The following is a 16,814-nucleotide window of genomic DNA, read 5'->3' on the forward strand; positions in this document are numbered from 1 at the left end:
CCAGATCAAGGCCTTCTGACGGGCCGCATGATCTAGGACGGCACCGGCCCGATGGCGGTGAGCCATTCGTCGACGGCGAGGACGTCTCCCCACAGGGGCAGGAGGTTCTCGGTCAGGACGCGGTGGAGTGCCGGGTCGGTGTCGAGGCAGGCGTCCGACAGGACGGTCAGGCCGAGGTCGAGGTCGACGGCGCGGCAGGCGGTGGACAGCACCACGGCGCTGGTCGCGATGCCGGCGAGTACCAGGCTGTCGATGTCGCCGGCCCTGAGGACCAGGTCCAGGTCGCTGCCGGAGAACGCGCTCGCTCGCCGCTTGACCACCACGAGATCGCCCGGTTCCGGCGCGACGTCGGGGTGGATCTCCGTGCCGGGGGCACCCTCGGTGAACAGGCCGGCCCGCACCACGTTGGTGACGACCTTGTTGCGGGCACTGACCTGCGGGTCACCCGCCCTCAGCTGCATGACCACGTAGATCACGGGGATTCCCGCCGCGCGGGCGCCGTCGATGGCACGCCGCAGACGCCGGAGGTATCCCGAGCCGTCGTCCGCGATGGCCACGACGTCCCGCTGGATGTCCATCACCAGCAATGCGCTCTTGGTCATACCGCGACCCTACGGGAGGCGTTGTTCGGGGCGACCGGCGGCGACTCGTCCGGCTCGCCCGGCACTTCTCGCCGCGGGTCGCCACGCGAGCCACCTCCGTACGCGCCTGGACGTCCTCGGGCCGTGACGTCAGCGTGAGCGGGAGTTGTCCTGTGCCCGCTGTCCCCTCTCGTCCCAGAAGCTTCGGAGTTCGCCGGTCCTCGTGCCTGGCTGCCGGCGTGCCTCCGGACGGAGTCCGGGGCGGGACCGCGACTCCCGGCGGCGCTCGTCGTGCCGCTGCCCCGCCCGCTCCCTCAGCTCCCGCGTGATCCGGTCGACGCCGCCCTCGGCCGGCCGGTGCGTCCTGGCCTCCCGTTCCTCGACGGCTTCCCGTTGCCCGCCCCCGTAAGAGATCCAGCGCCACATCGCTCTCGCTGCTTCGCTCCGCTCGCCGGCCCCGGACGACCTGCGGTCCGCGCAGCCGGGGAGGGTGTGCGTCCGAAGACCACGCGGACGCGAGCGGAGCCGTCTCCGTAGCCGGGGGCTGCCCGTCGCCGTGGGGCCGCGGCGGGCGGCCCGCGGTCGCCTGCGCCCGGCAGGCGGCGTCGACGAGCAGGTCGCGCGCGGGCGACGCCGGGCACCAGGGCCCCTCACCGGCGTTCGGCTCCCGTGTACGCACGAGCCCTTGCGAGCTCCGCCAGGCCCCTCCGCGCCCCCAGCGCGCGGCGAGGCGGATGCCGAGGCGGCCGTCCTCGACCCTCCTGGCAAGTTCCCGGGCGATCTGAAGGTAGGTGGGCGCCTCGGCGACGGCGGCCTTCTCCACGATCCAGTCCGGCCGCTGCCGGTCCTCGCGCCGGGAGCCGGAGGAGCGACGGTGACCAGGGCGAGCGTGAGGAAGGGCACGACGACGTTCTGCAGGACCCCGCAGGAGAAGCTGCTCTCGCTGCACTGCGCGTCGATCCAGGTCATGGGCGACCAGAAGCGGGAGTCCTCGCGCGTCACTGTTTCCGCAACGGCGGGGCTTGCCGGCGCCGGCCGGCGACATTCACCCGCGCGGCGCAGCCCGCCCGCACCAACCCCGCCCGCACCAACCGGGTGGAGCCGGGGCCGCAGGCGCGGGGCCGGTCGGCCGACCGGATGGTCCTCCCGTGGCACCACGGTCCTGATCGGGTCACCATCGGAGGTGTGGATCACTCGCACGACAGGACACCTGGAGGTCCCATGTCCGCCGGGTCCGGCCTTCCGATCGTGTACGTCAGGGGGTTCGCGGGCGGCACGTCCGGCATCGACAAGGCGGTGACCGACCCGTTCTACGGGTTCAACGAGGGCTCGACGCACGTGCGGGTGGGGAGCGGGGACGACCCGCTGTTCTACCAGTTCGAGGGGCCGCTGCTGAGGCTGCACATCGACGAGGGCTACCACATCCTCGTCGAGGGCGGGCAGATGGCGTACCTGGACCGGCACGAGGACATTCCGCCCGAGAGCATCTGGGTGCACCGCTTCTACGACGTGTCCGCCGACACGTGGGGTGCCAGGCCGCAGGACTTCAGCGTGGAGAACGCCGCACGCGACCTGCTGGCCCTGATCCGGACGCTCCAGCGCAAGACGGGGGCGCCGCGGGTCCATCTCGTGGCGCACTCCATGGGCGGGCTCATCTGCCGCTGCCTGCTCCAGAAGATCGTCCCGGACGAGGGCGGCGATCCGTGCGACTACGTCGAGAAGCTCTTCACCTACGGCACCCCGCACGGCGGCATCGCCTTCGACGTGGGATTCGGCACGCTGGAGCGGCTGCGCGACGCACTCGGGATCGAGGGCGCCGACATCTTCGGGCCGCGGCGCATGTACGAGTACCTGACACCGGCGGCGCTCCTGGAGCCCGACGGTCCGCCGGACGGCTGGCCGGCCCGGGAGATGCCGGACGGGCAGCGGACGTTCCCGCGGGAGAAGGTCATGTGCGTGGTCGGGACCGACCCGTCGGACTACGACGTGGCGCGCGGGCTGTCCGCGGAGGCCGTCGGGGTCAGGAGCGACGGCCTGGTCCAGATCGAGAACGCGTACGTGCCGGGCGCCCACCGCGCCTACGTGCACCGCAGCCACAGCGGGCGCTACGGCCTGGTCAACTCCGAAGAGGGGTACCAGAGTCTGCGGCGGTTCCTGTTCGGCGACCTGCGGGTGGACGCCGACCTGGTCGGGCACCGGCTCGAGGACGCCGACCCGGACGTCACGTGGCAGGCCGAGGTCCGGCTGTCGGTCAGGGGACTGCCGGTCGTCCTGCACGAGCGCCTCGCGGCCCACTGGTGCCCGATCCAGCTGTCGGCTCCGGGAGAGGACGGCTGCTCCGACGGGGCGGTGCGGCTGGCGACCACGTTCCTGTCCAGCAGGCTGCCTCCGCCCGGCACGGACACGGTGCGCTTCTCGCTGCAGGTGCGGGTGTTCTCCGTACGCGAGGAGCGGCACCGGGTCTTCGCCTTCCGCGACCACCTGGAGCAGGTCCGCGACTTCGACGACACACTCGTCGTCGACATCGGGCTCCCCGGCGGGCCTCCGTCGGCCCGGGCCGCCTGGAACTCCAGAATTCCCGGTGCCGTCGGCGGCTACGAGCCGGCCGGGGAGTCCCTGCTGGACGAGGACCCCGCCACGGGCGTCTGGACCGCTCACGTCCCGCTGCCCCCCGTGGCCTCCGCGGACCCGGACGCGGCCTCGCTGCTCGGCGGCGAGGCGGCCGTTCGGCTGACGGTCACCCCCTGGGGCTGATGAATCCCGGCCGCCGCTCCCGGGCAGGGTGCCCGAGGGCGGCGGGGCGCGGGGACCGTGGCGTCCTCGGCCCGCAGCAACTGCGTCGTCACCGTGCCGACGCCCTCCCTTGGCCGGACCCACGGACGCTCAGGAGCCGGGCCGTCCTCGGAAGCCGCGCGCGATGCCTTGTGCGGCCAAATCCGGCGGTGTAGTCCTGTCCCGTCACGCCGCTGCCGGGGTGCTCCCGAAGCGGCGCGCGGCGGTTGAGGCAGACGACGTTGCGCCAGGCCGACTTGAAGGAGAACGCCGTGATCAGCAAGGACATCCGGGCCCTGCTCGTCGCCGACCCGGAGCTGGGAGCGGGCAACGTGCTGCCCACGCTGTCAGCGCTCGGAGCGGACCCGGCGGGCCCGGGCGCGGCCTTCGACACGCCCGTCGACGGCCGCCCCGCCGGCCACCTGCTGACGCTCGGCGAGCTGCGGGAGCTGGTGGCCGCCCGGGCGGCGTGGTGGCACGCGCACGGCATCGGCCGGCGCGATCCGGTGGCGGTGTACGTGTCGGGGTCAGCGGACTGCCTGCTGACGTTCCTGGCCCTGACCTGGCTCGGGGCCGTCCCCGCCCTGATGGACCGGTCCTTGGCCGGCGACATCGCCGCCGGACTCGTACGGCGGCTGCGCCCGGTGGCGCTGATGACCGACCCCGAGCACCGCGCCCTGCTGGCCGACCTCGACCTGGGGGGCATGGCCCGGCACGTGGAGGCGGCGGACACCGGCACCGCGGACCCGGCGGACGCGCCGGCGTACTACCGCCACCACGCCGAGGACCCGGTGGCCGTCACCCACTCCTCCGGCGATGCCCGGATGCCCGCGGCCGTGGTGCACACCCACGCCAGCCTCTTCGCGGCCACGCGGCTGCTGCGGCTGACGGCTCCGCCCGTCCCGGGCGTCGAGCGGACGCTCAGCGCACTGCCCGCCGCCCACGCCAGCGGCGTCCAGGCCCTGAACACGGCGCTGTGCCTGCGCAGCGAAGCGCTGTTCCTGTCGACCCCGCACGACGGCCCCGCGGTCGTGGCCGCGATCGAGCGCTGGAAGCCCGGCGAGGTCCTCGGCACCGCGGCCACCTGGGCGCAGCTGGCCGGGGTGGACCTGGCGGCGCACGACCTCGGCTCGGTGGCGCTGTGGTCCAGCAGCGGAGGCCCCGCGCCCGAGCCGCACATCCGCAAGCTCGTCGCCGTCGGCTCGCGGGAGACCCCCGCCCGCGACGGCGTCGGCCGGGTCCCCGGCTCCGGCTTCGAGGACGGCCTGGGCTCCACGGAGATGGGCCATTCCGTCTTCCACATCTCCCACACCGCCGCAACCGGGCGGTACGGGCGCTGCGTCGGCGTCCCGCACGGCTTCGCCGAGGTGGCGCTGCTCGACCTGGCGACGGGCCGGGACGTCCCGGCCGGGGAGGTCGGCCATCTGGGCCTGCGGTCCCCGACGCTGGCGCCGGGCCACTGGAACGACTCGGGGGCGACCTACCGCAGCCGGCGGGGCGGCTACCACATCTCCGGTGACCTGATGTACCGGGACGGGGCGGGCTACTACCACCACGTCGGCCGGGCGGCGGACGCGGTGCCGCTGGGCGGGGGGAAGTGGCTGTACACGGCCATGGCGGAGGAGCGCGTCCTTGCCGCGTGCCCGGAGGTGCACGACTGCGTGGTCGTCGCCGACCGGGTCGGCGGCGAGGTCGTCACGGACGTCCTGCTCACGCTGCGCGCGGGCGCCGACCGGCGGGCCGACCGTACGGGCGCGGTGCGCGCCGCGCTGGAGCCCGCCGCCGCGGCGACGCTGCGCGGGGTCGTGGTGGTCGACGAGGCGGACCCGGTCCCGGGCCCTGCCGGCGAGGCGCGCAAGTCGCTGGTGCGGGAGCGGCACCGCGCCCGCACGGCAGGGCCCGACACGGGCGCCGCCGAGGAACCGCCGGTGCCGCCCCTCACCGAGCGGCTGTCCGTCGGCTTCGCCGGGGACGGCGAGGGCGAGGGCGAGATGACCTGGGGCATGTGGGAGATCTGGGGCGCCATGTGCCGGCAGGAGTCCGCGCTGCCGATCGGCGGACGGGCTCCGCTGGAGGACGGCCGGACGCTCGCCGACGTGGCGGACGAGCTGCGCTATCTGATGGTCCGCTTCCCCGCCATGCGTACCCGGCTGGGCTTCGACGCCACGGGCCGCCCCCGGCAGCGGCTCTTCGCGGCCGGCGAGGTTGCCCTCGAGGTGTACGACGCCGCGCCGGACGCCGACGCGGAGGACGCCGCCACGGCGGTCGAGGCGCATTACCGGCGCACCCCTTTCGACTACGCGAACGACTGGCCGATCCGTATGGCGGTGGTACGGCAGCACGGCCGGCCCGTGTGGCTGGTGACCATCCTGCACCACCTGGTGACGGACGGGCGCGGCGGCGCGATCATGCTCCGCGACGTCGGGGCGCGCGAGACCGCGCCCGTCAACGGTATGCAGCAGCTCGAACAGGCCCGCTGGCAGCGGTCCCCCGCCGGGCAGCGGCAGAGCCTGCGGACGCTGCGGTTCTTCGAGAACATACTGCGGACGGTGCCCGCACGGCAGTTGCCCGGGCCCACGGACCCGCGCACGCCGCGGCACTGGCTGGCCGAGTTCCGCTCCACGGCGCTCGCGGCGGCCCTTCCGAGGATCGCCGCGCGAACAGGCGCCGGGACACCGGCCGTTCTGATGGCGCTGTTCGCGCTCGGCCTGCACCGGGCCACCGGCATCAGCCCCGTGGTGGTCCGTCCGGTGGTCAGCAACCGCTTCCGGCCGGCACTGTCGGATGTGGTGTGCCCCGTCTCGCAGTCGGGCATGTGCTCCCTCGACGTCGAGGGAGCCACCGTCGCCGAGGTCGTCGAGCGGGCCGAGCGGGCCAACATCTCCGCCTGGAAGCACGCCTATTACCAGCCGGAGGACCTGGACGCGCTGATCGCCCGGCTCTCCCGCGAGCGCGGCGAGGACATCGTCATCGGGACCTACTTCAACGACCGCACCTCGCACGCCCCGAGGCCGGACGCCGCCCGGCAGCCGGCCCCCGGTGAACTGGCGGCGGAACTCCGGGCAGCGTGCGAGGACAGCGTGTTCGCCTGGACCGGGCGCCAGGACACGTCGTCGGAGCGGTTCTTCGTCTACGTCGACGACACGCCGGACGGCGGGCTGGCGCTGGACATCCGCATCGACACGCACTACGTCTCGCCCGCCCAGGCCGAGGCGTTCGCCCGCTGCATGGAGGCGGCGGCGGTCGAGGCGGCGCTCGACGCCGGGGCCGGAACGCCGTCCGGCGTCGGGGCGCCGTCGCAGGGAGCGGGCCGTTGACCGTGCCGGCCGCCCGTGTTCCCGGCGGGGACGAGCGCGGCTGCGCCGGAGGCGGTCTCGACGGCATGGTGCCCGGCGTCAGCCTCGGTGTCCTGACCGCAGCGGCGCCTGCGCCGTCAATCCTCTGCGAGCAGGGTGGTGAGGGCTCGGCGGAAGAGGGTACGGGAGGCGGCGCGGGTCAGGCCGTCGAACGCCCGCGGCAGGCCGCGTACCCGCAGGTCCTCGTGCCAGCGCACATACGTGCCGGCGCCGTCGGGGCGCACCTCGATCTCGGCCCAGCCGAGTACGACCCGGCCCGTCTTCTCCAGTCGGCACCGGCCTTCGCCGCCCTCGTCGGGCGGCTCCCAGACGGTGACCCGCATCGGGTCGGTGAATCCCGCCGGGCCGACGCCCGTCCGGGCGACCACCACGGTGCCGACGCAGGTCGGCAGCGAGGTGCGGACGGTGACCCGGGTCAGCGGCACGCTTCCGGAGTGCCGTTCCCACGCGGTCAGTCGGCGCCACACCTCGCCGGGCGGCAGCTCGGTACGGCATTCGACGACAAAGGCGGACATTCGTCGAGCGTACCGGTCCGTTCACCGGGCGGCGGGCCGGAGGCGTCCGGCTTCGGGGCGGGCACGCGGCCGGTCAGCCGAACGCGGCCCAGCGGCCCAGAAAGACGTGCGCGCCCCGGCGGGTGACCTCGACCGCGCCGGTGCCGCAGAAGTGGGCCGGGACGAGCAGGGCCTTCTCGTCCGCGGCACGGTGGAGCACGCGTGCCCGGGTCCGCGCGGCAGCGGCAGGGTCGTGGCAGAAGCAGCTGGAGACCTCCGGTGTGCGCACCTGCGCCGGAGAGTGCAGCACGTCGCCGACGAACAGCGCGCGCTCCCCGCCGGAAGCCAGGCTGAGGAGGGCGTGGCCGGGTGTGTGGCCGGGCGCGGGCTCCAGCCGGAGGTTCTCGTCGACGACGTGGCCGCCCTCCCAGACGTCGGCCTGTCCGGCGCGCAGCACCGGCTCGACGGACTCGGCGTACACGACGGCGCTGCGGCCCGGCTGCTCGGTGAGCGTGCGCGGGTCGAAGAACTCCAGGTCGGCCCGGGAGAAGAGGTAGCGTGCGCGGGGGAAGGCCGGGACCCGCTCACCGCAGGGGGCCAGGACGGTGTTGCCGCCCACGTGGTCGGCGTGCAGGTGGGTGCACACCACCGTGTCGACGTCCTCGGCGGCGACCCCGGCCGCGGCCAGCGCGTCGAGCAGCGGCGGTCCCCCGGCCGGGACGCCGGTGCGGGCCGAGTCCGTGGCGAGCCCGGTGTCGACCAGCACGGTGCGCCCGGCGCTGCGCAGCAGCCACGCCTGCACCGCGATCCGCACCCGGTCGGCGTGCGGGTCCCAGTGCTCGGGTGCCAGCCAGGACCGGTCGGCCTGCCACTGTGCCGGATCGGTGCCGGGGAAGAAATGCGCGGGCGTCAGCGGTGCGTTCTCGAAGAGTCCGATACGCGTCACCTGGACGCCGCCCCACTCGATGGTGTCCATGCGCCGCATCGTCCGCCGCCCGCCGGCCGCCTGGAAAGAAGGCACTTCCATGTCCACTGACAGCCGCACGGCCGGGGACCACGAGCGCGGGCCGCTCGTGACCGCCGAGGCGTACGACACCTGCCCGGTGACCGGTGTGCTGCGCACCATCGGCGACCGGTGGAGCCCGGCGGTGATCCGTGTCCTGGCGGAGCGGCCCTGCGGGTTCAACGAGCTGGACCGTGCCATCGAGCGGATCAGCCGCCGGATGCTGACCCGTACGCTGCGCGCGCTGGAGGACGGCGGGCTCGTCGACCGCACACCCTGCGTGCCGGCGGGGTCGCGTACGCCCTCCCGGGTGGAGTACGCACTGACCGCGCGCGGCCGGTCGTTGCGCGAGCAGCTGCGCGGCCTCGGGGTCTGGGCCGCCGCGAACACCTGAGGGCAGGCCTGCACGCACCCCCGTCCGCAGGCGGATTGGAGGGGCGGGGCGACTACGGGGCGGCGCATAGACTCCGTGCATGACAAACGGGGTTCACACACTTGCCCAACTCGCCTTCCGCAGCCGCCATCACACCCACAGCGGCTCCAGCGGCTCCGGCGGCCTCGGTCTCACCGGCCTGCTGGTGATCCTGGCCGTCTTCGCCGTGGTCCTGCTCGCCGTGTACGCGGTCAAGCGCTCGCGCGACGAGTGACGGCACGGCCCCACCCTGCCAGGGGCGGGTGGGCCGCCGGCCGCGAGCAGCGCGAGCGTCGGCCCGCTCTATCTCCTACCGGGGTTGTTCCTAGAATGCGGGAATGGAGGACATCGAGGCGATCGCGGTACTGCAGGACCCCGTCCGGCGGCGGCTGTACGAATACGTGGCCGCGCAGCGCCGGGAGGTCGGACGCAACGAAGCGGCCGAGGCGGTGGGGGTGGGGCGGACGCTGGCCGCGCACCACCTGGACAGGCTCGCCGAGGCCGGACTGCTGGAAAGCGGCAGCCGCCGTCTGACAGGGCGTTCGGGTCCGGGGGCCGGGAGGCCGGCCAAGGTGTACACGCGCGCCCGGGTCGAGCGGTCGGTTTCGCTGCCCGCGCGCGACTACCGCACCGCCGCCGAACTGCTCGCCGAAGCAGCCGAGCGCTCGGGGGCGGACACCGCGCTCCACCAGGCAGCCCGGCAGCGGGGCGAGGCCCTGCGCGGTGCGGCACCGCCGTGCGCGAGCCTCGAACACGCCGCCGAACTCCTCGCCGCCCGGGGCTACGAACCCCGCGTCGAGGATGGCGCCGACGGTGCGGCCGCGGCGGTACGTATGCACAACTGCCCTTTCCACGCCGTCGCCGAGAGCTTTCCGCCGCTGGTCTGCGGGATGAACCTGGCGCTGCTGGAAGGGCTCTTGGGCGACGGCGCGGTCCGCGCACGCATGGACGCCCGGCCGGGGATGTGCTGCGTGGTGGTCGAACACCGCTGAGCACAAAGGCCGACGGCACAACGATGCGGGCGTGCCCGGGACGAGTCACGACGTGCGGGCGGGCTCCCCGCGAATCTCAGAGGCTTCTGATGTCGTGCCGGTAGCGTCCGGCCCCATGCTGCGCGATTACCTCATCACCGGGACCGGGCACGACGACCACGACCCGTTCGGCATCACCGTCCGGCGGGTCGCCGAGAACGACGTCGAGCACGCGCGGGAGTCCGCCGACCTGCACCCTGTCGTGCGCCACTACCGCGACGGTGGCCTCGACGGGGTCCACCGCGTGGCGGAGAACGTGGAGAACGGCCGGGACCTCCCGACCGTGCTCCGCCGGCCGCTCGCCGCGTTCGTGGCGGCCGGCCTTGGCTGAGCGGACTTCCGGCGGGCCCGAGCAGTTCCCCGGGTCCGTGCTGGACCTCCTCGAAGAGGCAGGGGAACGCGCCGTCTTCGAGCACGCCGGCCGAGCCGTCTCCGGCAGTCGGCTGCTGGCGTCGGTACGGCGCGCCGCCACCGGGCTGCGCGAACACGGCGTGGGGCCGGGCGACGGCGTCGCGATGCTGCTCGGCGCGGGTCCCGGCCCGTTCGCCGCGGTCATCGCCGCCCACGTCGTGGGCGCGCGTGTCGTCGGGCTCCGGCAGGGACTGACACCGCGCCAGGAGCACCGGCTCGTCTCCGACGTAGTCTGCACGGTCACCGACCGCGCCGGTGCCGCGGACGTCCTCGGGCCCGTGCCCGCTCTGGCCCTGGCCGACCTGCTGTCCGCGCCGGACCGCGCGGTACGTCCGCAGGTCACCGCCCGGCCGCAGGACGTCGCCCGGCTGATCCACACCAGCGGAAGCACCGGCGAGCCCAAGGCGTGCGCGCAGACCTACGCGGCGATGACGGCGGGCTGGGCACTGCGGCCGGGCGTCTGGCCCCCGGCGATCCGCGAACTCGCCTCGCGCCTGGACCGCTTCCTCGTCTTCGGCACCCTGGCGAGCCAGGTGATGCTGGAATACGGACTCCTCACCCTGGCCGCGGGCGGCGTCCTGGTCACCGCCGACGCCGCCGACCTCCACGGCGCCCTCGTCCGCCACCGGGCCACCGCGAGCGTGATCACCGTGGCCCGGCTGGCGAAACTCGTGGCGCAGGTGCGGGAGTCGCCCGGCGGCACCGACCGTCCTCGCGCGCTGATGGTGTCCGGATCCCCGCCGCCGCCGGGGCTGCTGCGCGAGGCAGCCGAGGTGCTCGGTCCCGTCGTCTTCCACGGATACGGTCAGACCGAGACCGGCATGATCTCCATGGCCGCCCCGTGGGAGGCGCCCGGCTCGCTGGGCGTACCGCCCGTCGACCTGGAGATCAGGGATCCTTGCGGGCGCCTCGTCCCGACGGGCACGGACGGCGAGATCTTCGTCCGGACCCCCGGGCAGGGCTGCGGCTACTGGGGCGATCCGGCCCTCACCGCCGAGGTGTTCGTCGACGGCTGGGTGCGCACTCGCGACGTGGGCCACCTCGACGCCGAGGGCCGGCTGTGGCTCACCGGACGGACCCGCGACATCGTCATCGTCAACGCCAACGTCCACTACACCGGGCCCGTCGAGCGGCTGCTCACCGGGCACCCGGCGGTGGCCGAGGCGTATGCCGTCGCCGCCCCCGACGACAGCACCGGCGAGGCCGTCCACGCCTTCGTCGTGCCGGCGGCGGGCCCCGGCGCCCTCCCCACCCTGGAGGAGGTGCGCGCGCTGGTGGCCGCGGAGCTCGGCGAGGCCTGCGCGCCGGTGCGGCTGACGCCGATCGACGAGGTGCCGCTCACCGCGGCCGGCAAGCCGGACAAGCAGCGGCTCGCGGACCGGGCGCGCGGGCGGGCGTAGCGGGCGGGGCCGCACCGCCCCGGCGCACGGGCACCGGGGCGGTGCGGCTCATCCGGCCTCGGCCGCCGCGACGGGCACCAGGCCGGATCCGCGCGGCGCCCGGTCGCGCCGCTCGATCAGCGCGAGCAGCGGGGTCGTCATGGTGGTGGTGACCAGGGCGACCACGATCAGGGCACTGAACATCGCCTGGGTCACGATGCCCGCCTCCAGCCCCAGGTTGAGGGCCACCAGCTGCATCAGGCCGCGCGCGTTCATCAGCGCCCCGACCCGCAGCGCCACCTGGTTCGGTTCGCCTGCGGCGCGGGCGGCGAGCCAGCAGGCACCGAACTTCCCGGCCACGGCGAGCAGCACGCAGCCGGCGGTGAACAGCAGCACCCGGCCGGAACCCAGCAGCGTGAAGTCCGTGTTGAGCCCCGAGTAGGTGAAGAACAGCGGCACGAAGAGCGTGCCCACCGGGCCCAGCGTGTCCACCGTCCGGTCCAGCCGCGGTGACCGCGGGAACACCACGCCCAGGCTGAACGCGCCGAACACCGCGTACAGCCCGATGACATCGGTGTACCAGGCCACGACGAAGAGCGCGCCGGCCACCACCCAGAACAGGTGCTCCGGTGCCGTCCGCTCGGCGAGCTGTGCGACGCGGCCGTGCATGCGCAGCACCACCGCCATCACGAGCACCAGTCCCAGGCCGCCGAGGACGGCCTTCGAGACCAGCCCGGGCGAGCCGTGAGCCAGGCTGAGCACACCCGCCAGGAGTACCCACGCCACCACGTCGTCCACCGCGCCGGCCCCCAGTGAGAGCGCCCCGTGCCGTGTGCCGGCCAGTCCGCGCTCGTCGATGATCCGCGCCAGCATCGGAAACGCGGTGACCGCGAGCGCGACCCCTACGAAGAGGGCCGACACCGGCATGGACACGTGGGCGGCCAGGATGCCGGTCCGCTCTCCCGCGGTCGCCACGAGGGCGACGCCGAGCCCGACGGGGACGGCCACGCCCGCGGCGGAGACCGTCGCGGCGGCCGTGGCGACCGAACGCAGCCGGTCCACCCGGAAGTCCCAGCCGACATGGAACATGAACGCGACGAGGCCGACCTGCCCGGCGACGTAGAGGACCGGCCGCAGGTCGTGGGGGAACAAGCCGTCCTCGACACCCGGGAGCAGGGCGCCGAGCAGCGAGGGGCCGAGCACCACGCCGGCGAGCATCTCACCCACGACGGGCGGCTGCCCGAGACGGCCGAGCAGCCGGCTGACCAGCCGGCAGGTGGCCAGGATCGCCACGGTGGCGAGAAAAAAGGCCGGGCCGAGTTCCGTGGGACTCATCCGGGCTCTCCTTCCGGTCGGGAGGCCGGGCAGTTCCCGGCCGCGGCCCCGTCGAAGTGGCGTGCGGCCGGTCCCAGCCGGCGGGCGTGCAGCACCATGACCGTGCCGAGCACCAGTTGCCGCAGCCCGCGGGTGACGTCCTCGGCCCTGTCGCGGATCCTGACGAATCCGCGGAGCGCTGCCAGGCGGCGCGGCGTCGGCGGGGCGGCGCGCGGGATCAGCAGGCAGGGGGCCCGGTTCGGGATGGAGCGGGTGTGCGAGGCGGTGGACTCCAGGCGGAAGCGGCCGAGCACCTCGCGGGTGGCGGCGCGCAGCACGAGCGGGGACAGCCGCCATGCCGGACAGGGGCGGTTCGCCGGCATGCCGAAGGGGATGTGGTGCGCGTCGCGTGCGGACAGCGTGGTCCAGCGGCCGGGATCGAACTCGGCGGGCCGCTCGTAGCCCGTGGCGTGGTAGTCGGGGTAGCTGAAGCACACCACGGAGCCCGCCGGGAGCACGGTGTCCTCGTCGAGCGGGATCTCGTCCCTGGTGATCCGGTGCGCGATGCCGAACAGCGGGAACAGCCGCATCGTCTCGTCGAGGACGTGCGTGAAGCTGGGGCCGTCGCCGGGGTCGGCCGCCAGCCGCTGCTGTACGCCGGGGTGGTGGGCGAGGGCGAGCAGCAGGTGGGCGGTGGCTTCCGAGAGCTGCACGACGGCGGTGTTGAAGAAGGTTCCCTGGAGGTAGTGCACCTGCTCGGGCAGTGAGAGCGAGGCCGGCAGCCGGTGGGGCACGTCGCCGTCGGCGACGCGCCGGTGCAGATATGCCGTCAGGCGGGCCCGGCGGCGCGGGTGGCGCAGCGCGGTGCACTTCAGGGAGTCGATCACGTCACCCGCGTGGGCGGTGATGAGTTCCCTGGCCTGCGGAGGGCACGGCTCCTTGAAGACCAGCTCGTAGGAGAACTCCGCCCACGCGGGCATCATCAGGTCCCGCAGCCGGACCAGGCTGATCCGGTGCCGGGGCAGTCCGTCCAGGACACGTGCGACGGTACGTGCCGCGGCCGCCTCGTGCGCCGCGGAATTCCCGGCCAGGATGCGCCGGGTGGCCGCGGCCACCTCCTCGTAGCGTTCCCCGGGCTCCAGGTGCTCCTGGTGGACCTCGGGCCCCGGCGAGAGCCAGTACCAGAACAGGTCCGACAGGCCCGCGCCCGCGCTCCGGCCCGCCGCCGCGGGGTGGGCGTAGACCCGTTCGAAGACCTCCGGTCCGTGGGTGGCGTTGGGGAGGGTCACCGCCCGGTCGCCGTTGACCTTCTCGAAGATCGCTCCGCGCAGCCTGACGACGGCGCGCGGGAACCACCAGGTGCCGTCCGCGGCGGGGGTGGTGCCGCGGCTCACCACGGCATGTCCGTGCGGACCACCATGTCGCGCGTCAGGTCGGCGTTACGGCTGCCTCCGCACAGGGCGAGCGTGTGGTCGTACTCGTCGCGCAGGGTCGCCAGGACCTGCCGCACACCGGGCTCCCCGTCCGCGGCGAGGCCCCACGCCACGGGGCGCCCCACACCGACTGCCGCCGCCCCCAGCGCGAGGGCGACGGCGACGTCGCTGCCCCGGCGCACCCCGCCGTCGAGCAGCACCGGGACCCGGCCCGCGACCGCGTCGACGACGGAGGGCAGGCAGTCCACGGCGGCCGGAACGGCGTCGCACTGGCGGCCGCCGTGATTGGAGACGATCACCGCGGCGGCACCGTGGTCGGCGGCGAGCGTCGCGTCCGCCGGGTGCAGGACCCCCTTGACGACCACGGGCAGTGCGGTCCCGCCCACGACCCGGCCGAGGTCGCGCCAGGTGGCCGCCGGTGACATGGGGATGTCGGTGAGGGCACCGGGCGGGGTGCCGGGCAGGCCGCGCATGTTCTCCGCCCCGTATCCGGGCGGCAGGTCGGTGAAGCCGTTGCGCAGGTCCCGGGTGTGCCGGCCGAAGACCGGCGAGTCCACGGTGACGACAAGAGCCGTGCAGCCGGCGTCCGCGGCCCGCCGTACGAGTTCGGCCGTGACGTCGGCGCGGGGATGCAGGTACAGCTGGAACCAGACCGCCGGGTCCGGGGCGGCGCCGCGGGCCGCGCCGACGACGTCGGCGACCGCGGTTGTCGCCGCCGTACCGGTCACCAGCACCGCTCCCTCGGCCGCGGCGGCACGTGCGGTGGCCCGCTCGCCGTCCGGGTGCAGCAGGCGGTGGAAGGCCGTGGGCGCGACGACCACCGGCGCCGCCCGCCGGGCGCCCGGCAGTTCCACGGCGGTGTCGCGCACCTCGTTGCCGCGCAGCACCCGCGGCAGCAGCGCGTAGCGGTCGAAGGCGCGCTCGTTGGCGGCCAGGACGCGCTCCTCGCCCGCCCCGCCGGCAACGTAGTCGTAGTGAACGGGGTCCAGCACCTCCCGCGCGGCCTCGCGCAGCGCCCGCAGCGTCATGGCGTCACCGGGGCGGCCTGGCTCCCGTGGGCTGCGAGGAACGCGCGCAGCGGCGCCTTGTGGACCTCCTCGCTGTCCCATTCGTTCTCCAGGTTCTCCGTGAGGTGGTGCTCGGCGACGAAGGCGCCGTGGCGGTACCAGCGGACGACCGGGTGCAGGTAGCGGCCGTCCAGACCCGAGACGTCCTGCTGGGACTTGCGTCCCGCCGTCACGTCGAACGGATCGACCTCGTCGTGGCCGGCCCCGTATTCGAGAGTGATCACGGCATGGGCCTCCACCGCCCCGAAGTCCCCGGCACGCACGGCGTCCGGCACGTGGGCGACGGGCACCTCCTCGGCGTAGCGCAGGGAGCCGTCCGGGGCGACGAGGAGCAGGTCGCCGAGGACGCCGAACTGCTGCCACAGCGCGGAGGAGCGGTTGACACGGGTGACGACCGCTTCGACGGCCCGCTCGGTGGACGTGCCGAGGGCGGCCTGCGGCCAGGCCTCGCCGTGGTACCGAAGGCGCATCGTCCGGTGCAGGGCCCGGACCGCGTAGCGGAAGCCGTGGATGAAGCCGGTCGTGGCCTTCTTGAAGCTGTGCCCCTGCATGATCGTCCCGGCGAAGTACAGCCCCGGGACGTTCACCGACTCGCCGACGGCGGTGGTGGCCGGGAAGCGGTCGTCGACGACCAGCTCCGGCGCGCAGGACTCGTCGAAGAGGGAGGCGTCGAACCGGAAACCGGTCGCGAGGATCACCCGGTCGTAGCGGAGTTCCTTGACCACCTCGTCGACCCGGTCGAAGGCCACCGGCACATGGAAGCCGTCCGCCTCCCGGCGTACGGCGAGGACCCGGCCGTCCAGCAGCGCGTTCTGCGCCTTGAGCTGGTAGCTGTCCAGGAAGTTGTTGTTCACCGCGCGCAGGTGGCCCACGTAGTGCGAGCGCCAGGCCAGCCGCAGCGAACCCGGGCCCACGACGTGGATGACCGCCGCGTGCTCCATCAGGCTGTCCGCCGTCTCGAAGGCGGAGTTGCCCCGGCCGATGACGAGCACCCGCTGACCGGTGAAGGACTCCGGGGCCGGGTCGAAGGTGTCGTAGCGTTCGGCCAGTTCGACACCCGGGATCGGCGGCAGGTACGGCAGGGACACGCCGGTGGCGACCACCAGGCGCCGGGCCCGCCACACCTGTCCGGCGCGGTCGGTGACGGTGAAACCGCCGCTGTCGCGGGACACCTTCGCCACCTCGGTGCCGTACCGCGCCTCGACACCCGTCCGGGCGGCGAAGTCCGTCAGGTAGCGCACCATGTCGTCGGCGGGCGGGAAGTACCTCGGGCTGTAGCGGGTGAACAGCAGCTCGGGGTCGTCGCTCAGCAGGGAGTTCCAGTCCATCCGCAGCCGCAGTTCCGGATCCTCGTACCCGGTGTGCACCTTGTTGTTGGATATGAGACGGCGGTGGCGCGGAAACCGCCGGAAGAAGGTGCCGGGGCCCGCTCCGCGCTCGAGGACGACGTAGTCGGCGCCGTCACGTTCCAGGAGGGCCGCAAGCTGCAGGCCCGCCGGACCCGCTCCGATGATCACGTAGTCGTGCGTCATGCCCGGAAGCTATCCACGGGTTTTCAGAG

The 16,814-nt window shown here is 74.2% G+C and carries 14 protein-coding genes; 7 read left to right on the forward strand and 7 right to left on the reverse strand.

Annotation, left to right across the window (positions count from 1 at the left end; translation table 11 throughout):
- Nucleotides 1-32: 32 nt before the first annotated feature.
- The gene (locus tag IH54_RS0130480) at nt 33-602 is read right to left on the reverse strand and encodes a cysteine hydrolase family protein (protein WP_031523037.1); all 570 of its coding nucleotides are present in this window, start codon (nt 600-602) and stop codon (nt 33-35) included.
- A 1,200-nt stretch (nt 603-1,802) separates the two neighbouring features.
- Between IH54_RS0130480 and IH54_RS0130490 the strand changes: the two genes are divergently transcribed.
- Both IH54_RS0130490 and IH54_RS42580 read left to right on the forward strand, forming a co-directional pair.
- Nucleotides 1,803-3,335, forward strand: coding sequence for an esterase/lipase family protein (locus IH54_RS0130490; protein WP_031523042.1), 1,533 nt, complete (start codon nt 1,803-1,805; stop codon nt 3,333-3,335).
- 290 nt (nt 3,336-3,625) lie between these two features.
- Nucleotides 3,626-6,670 carry an AMP-binding protein gene (locus tag IH54_RS42580; protein WP_063762408.1) on the forward strand — a complete coding sequence of 1,015 codons (3,045 nt, stop codon included), beginning with the start codon at nt 3,626-3,628 and terminating at the stop codon, nt 6,668-6,670.
- 116 nt (nt 6,671-6,786) lie between these two features.
- On the opposite strand, the gene IH54_RS0130500 is transcribed toward IH54_RS42580, so the two are convergent.
- Nucleotides 6,787-7,224: an SRPBCC family protein gene (locus IH54_RS0130500; protein WP_031523047.1), complete on the reverse strand. Its 438-nt coding sequence runs from the start codon at nt 7,222-7,224 to the stop codon at nt 6,787-6,789.
- A gap of 73 nt (nt 7,225-7,297) precedes the next feature.
- Entirely contained in the window at nt 7,298-8,179 is an 882-nt protein-coding gene (locus IH54_RS0130505; protein WP_031523049.1) for an MBL fold metallo-hydrolase, read from the reverse strand.
- A 49-nt stretch (nt 8,180-8,228) separates the two neighbouring features.
- Here IH54_RS0130505 and IH54_RS0130510 point away from each other — a divergent pair, with 49 nt between their 5' ends.
- The 5 genes from IH54_RS0130510 to IH54_RS0130530 all read left to right on the forward strand — a co-directional run bounded on the left by IH54_RS0130510 (nt 8,229) and on the right by IH54_RS0130530 (nt 11,460).
- Nucleotides 8,229-8,600, forward strand: a complete 372-nt coding sequence (locus IH54_RS0130510) for a winged helix-turn-helix transcriptional regulator (RefSeq protein WP_052398050.1) — start codon at nt 8,229-8,231, stop codon at nt 8,598-8,600.
- Nucleotides 8,601-8,679: 79 nt separating this feature from the next.
- Nucleotides 8,680-8,853, forward strand: coding sequence for a hypothetical protein (locus tag IH54_RS45830; RefSeq protein ID WP_159012175.1), 174 nt, complete (start codon nt 8,680-8,682; stop codon nt 8,851-8,853).
- 103 nt (nt 8,854-8,956) lie between these two features.
- Nucleotides 8,957-9,610 (forward strand): helix-turn-helix transcriptional regulator, encoded by a 654-nt coding sequence (locus IH54_RS0130520; RefSeq protein ID WP_031523053.1) that lies wholly within the window; start codon nt 8,957-8,959, stop codon nt 9,608-9,610.
- Nucleotides 9,611-9,725: 115 nt separating this feature from the next.
- Complete coding sequence (locus tag IH54_RS0130525; protein WP_031523055.1) at nt 9,726-9,980, forward strand: hypothetical protein; 255 nt, start codon at nt 9,726-9,728, stop codon at nt 9,978-9,980.
- A complete protein-coding gene (locus IH54_RS0130530) occupies nt 9,973-11,460 on the forward strand; it encodes a class I adenylate-forming enzyme family protein (RefSeq protein ID WP_031523058.1) in 1,488 nt (495 codons plus the stop codon). Before IH54_RS0130525 ends, IH54_RS0130530 begins: the two co-directional genes overlap by 8 nt.
- A gap of 48 nt (nt 11,461-11,508) precedes the next feature.
- Here the strand turns inward: IH54_RS0130530 and IH54_RS0130535 are convergent, their stop codons facing one another.
- The 4 genes from IH54_RS0130535 to IH54_RS0130550 are packed head-to-tail and all read right to left on the reverse strand — an operon-like array spanning nt 11,509 to nt 16,785.
- Nucleotides 11,509-12,774, reverse strand: coding sequence for a cation:proton antiporter (locus tag IH54_RS0130535; RefSeq protein ID WP_031523060.1), 1,266 nt, complete (start codon nt 12,772-12,774; stop codon nt 11,509-11,511).
- Nucleotides 12,771-14,147 (reverse strand): cytochrome P450, encoded by a 1,377-nt coding sequence (locus IH54_RS0130540; RefSeq protein ID WP_031523063.1) that lies wholly within the window; start codon nt 14,145-14,147, stop codon nt 12,771-12,773. The genes IH54_RS0130535 and IH54_RS0130540 overlap by 4 nt, the downstream gene beginning before the upstream one ends.
- Nucleotides 14,144-15,214 (reverse strand): alpha-hydroxy acid oxidase, encoded by a 1,071-nt coding sequence (locus tag IH54_RS0130545; protein ID WP_031523065.1) that lies wholly within the window; start codon nt 15,212-15,214, stop codon nt 14,144-14,146. Before IH54_RS0130545 ends, IH54_RS0130540 begins: the two co-directional genes overlap by 4 nt.
- The gene (locus IH54_RS0130550) at nt 15,211-16,785 is read right to left on the reverse strand and encodes an NAD(P)-binding domain-containing protein (RefSeq protein WP_031523068.1); all 1,575 of its coding nucleotides are present in this window, start codon (nt 16,783-16,785) and stop codon (nt 15,211-15,213) included. Before IH54_RS0130550 ends, IH54_RS0130545 begins: the two co-directional genes overlap by 4 nt.
- Nucleotides 16,786-16,814: the final 29 nt, after the last annotated feature.

This window comes from Streptomyces sp. NRRL F-5123, from assembly GCF_000721495.1.
Classification (GTDB): Bacteria; Actinomycetota; Actinomycetes; order Streptomycetales; family Streptomycetaceae; genus Actinacidiphila.

Coding starts and splice junctions, on each gene's coding strand:
- IH54_RS0130535 (WP_031523060.1), bottom strand. CDS start 12,774: ATGAGTCCCACGGAACTCGGCCCGGCCTTTTTTCTCGCCACCGTGGCG.
- IH54_RS0130480 (WP_031523037.1), bottom strand. CDS start 602: ATGACCAAGAGCGCATTGCTGGTGATGGACATCCAGCGGGACGTCGTG.
- IH54_RS0130550 (WP_031523068.1), bottom strand. CDS start 16,785: ATGACGCACGACTACGTGATCATCGGAGCGGGTCCGGCGGGCCTGCAG.
- IH54_RS0130500 (WP_031523047.1), bottom strand. CDS start 7,224: ATGTCCGCCTTTGTCGTCGAATGCCGTACCGAGCTGCCGCCCGGCGAG.
- IH54_RS0130490 (WP_031523042.1), top strand. CDS start 1,803: ATGTCCGCCGGGTCCGGCCTTCCGATCGTGTACGTCAGGGGGTTCGCG.
- IH54_RS45830 (WP_159012175.1), top strand. CDS start 8,680: ATGACAAACGGGGTTCACACACTTGCCCAACTCGCCTTCCGCAGCCGC.
- IH54_RS0130505 (WP_031523049.1), bottom strand. CDS start 8,179: ATGGACACCATCGAGTGGGGCGGCGTCCAGGTGACGCGTATCGGACTC.
- IH54_RS0130520 (WP_031523053.1), top strand. CDS start 8,957: ATGGAGGACATCGAGGCGATCGCGGTACTGCAGGACCCCGTCCGGCGG.
- IH54_RS0130525 (WP_031523055.1), top strand. CDS start 9,726: ATGCTGCGCGATTACCTCATCACCGGGACCGGGCACGACGACCACGAC.
- IH54_RS0130545 (WP_031523065.1), bottom strand. CDS start 15,214: ATGACGCTGCGGGCGCTGCGCGAGGCCGCGCGGGAGGTGCTGGACCCC.
- IH54_RS0130510 (WP_052398050.1), top strand. CDS start 8,229: ATGTCCACTGACAGCCGCACGGCCGGGGACCACGAGCGCGGGCCGCTC.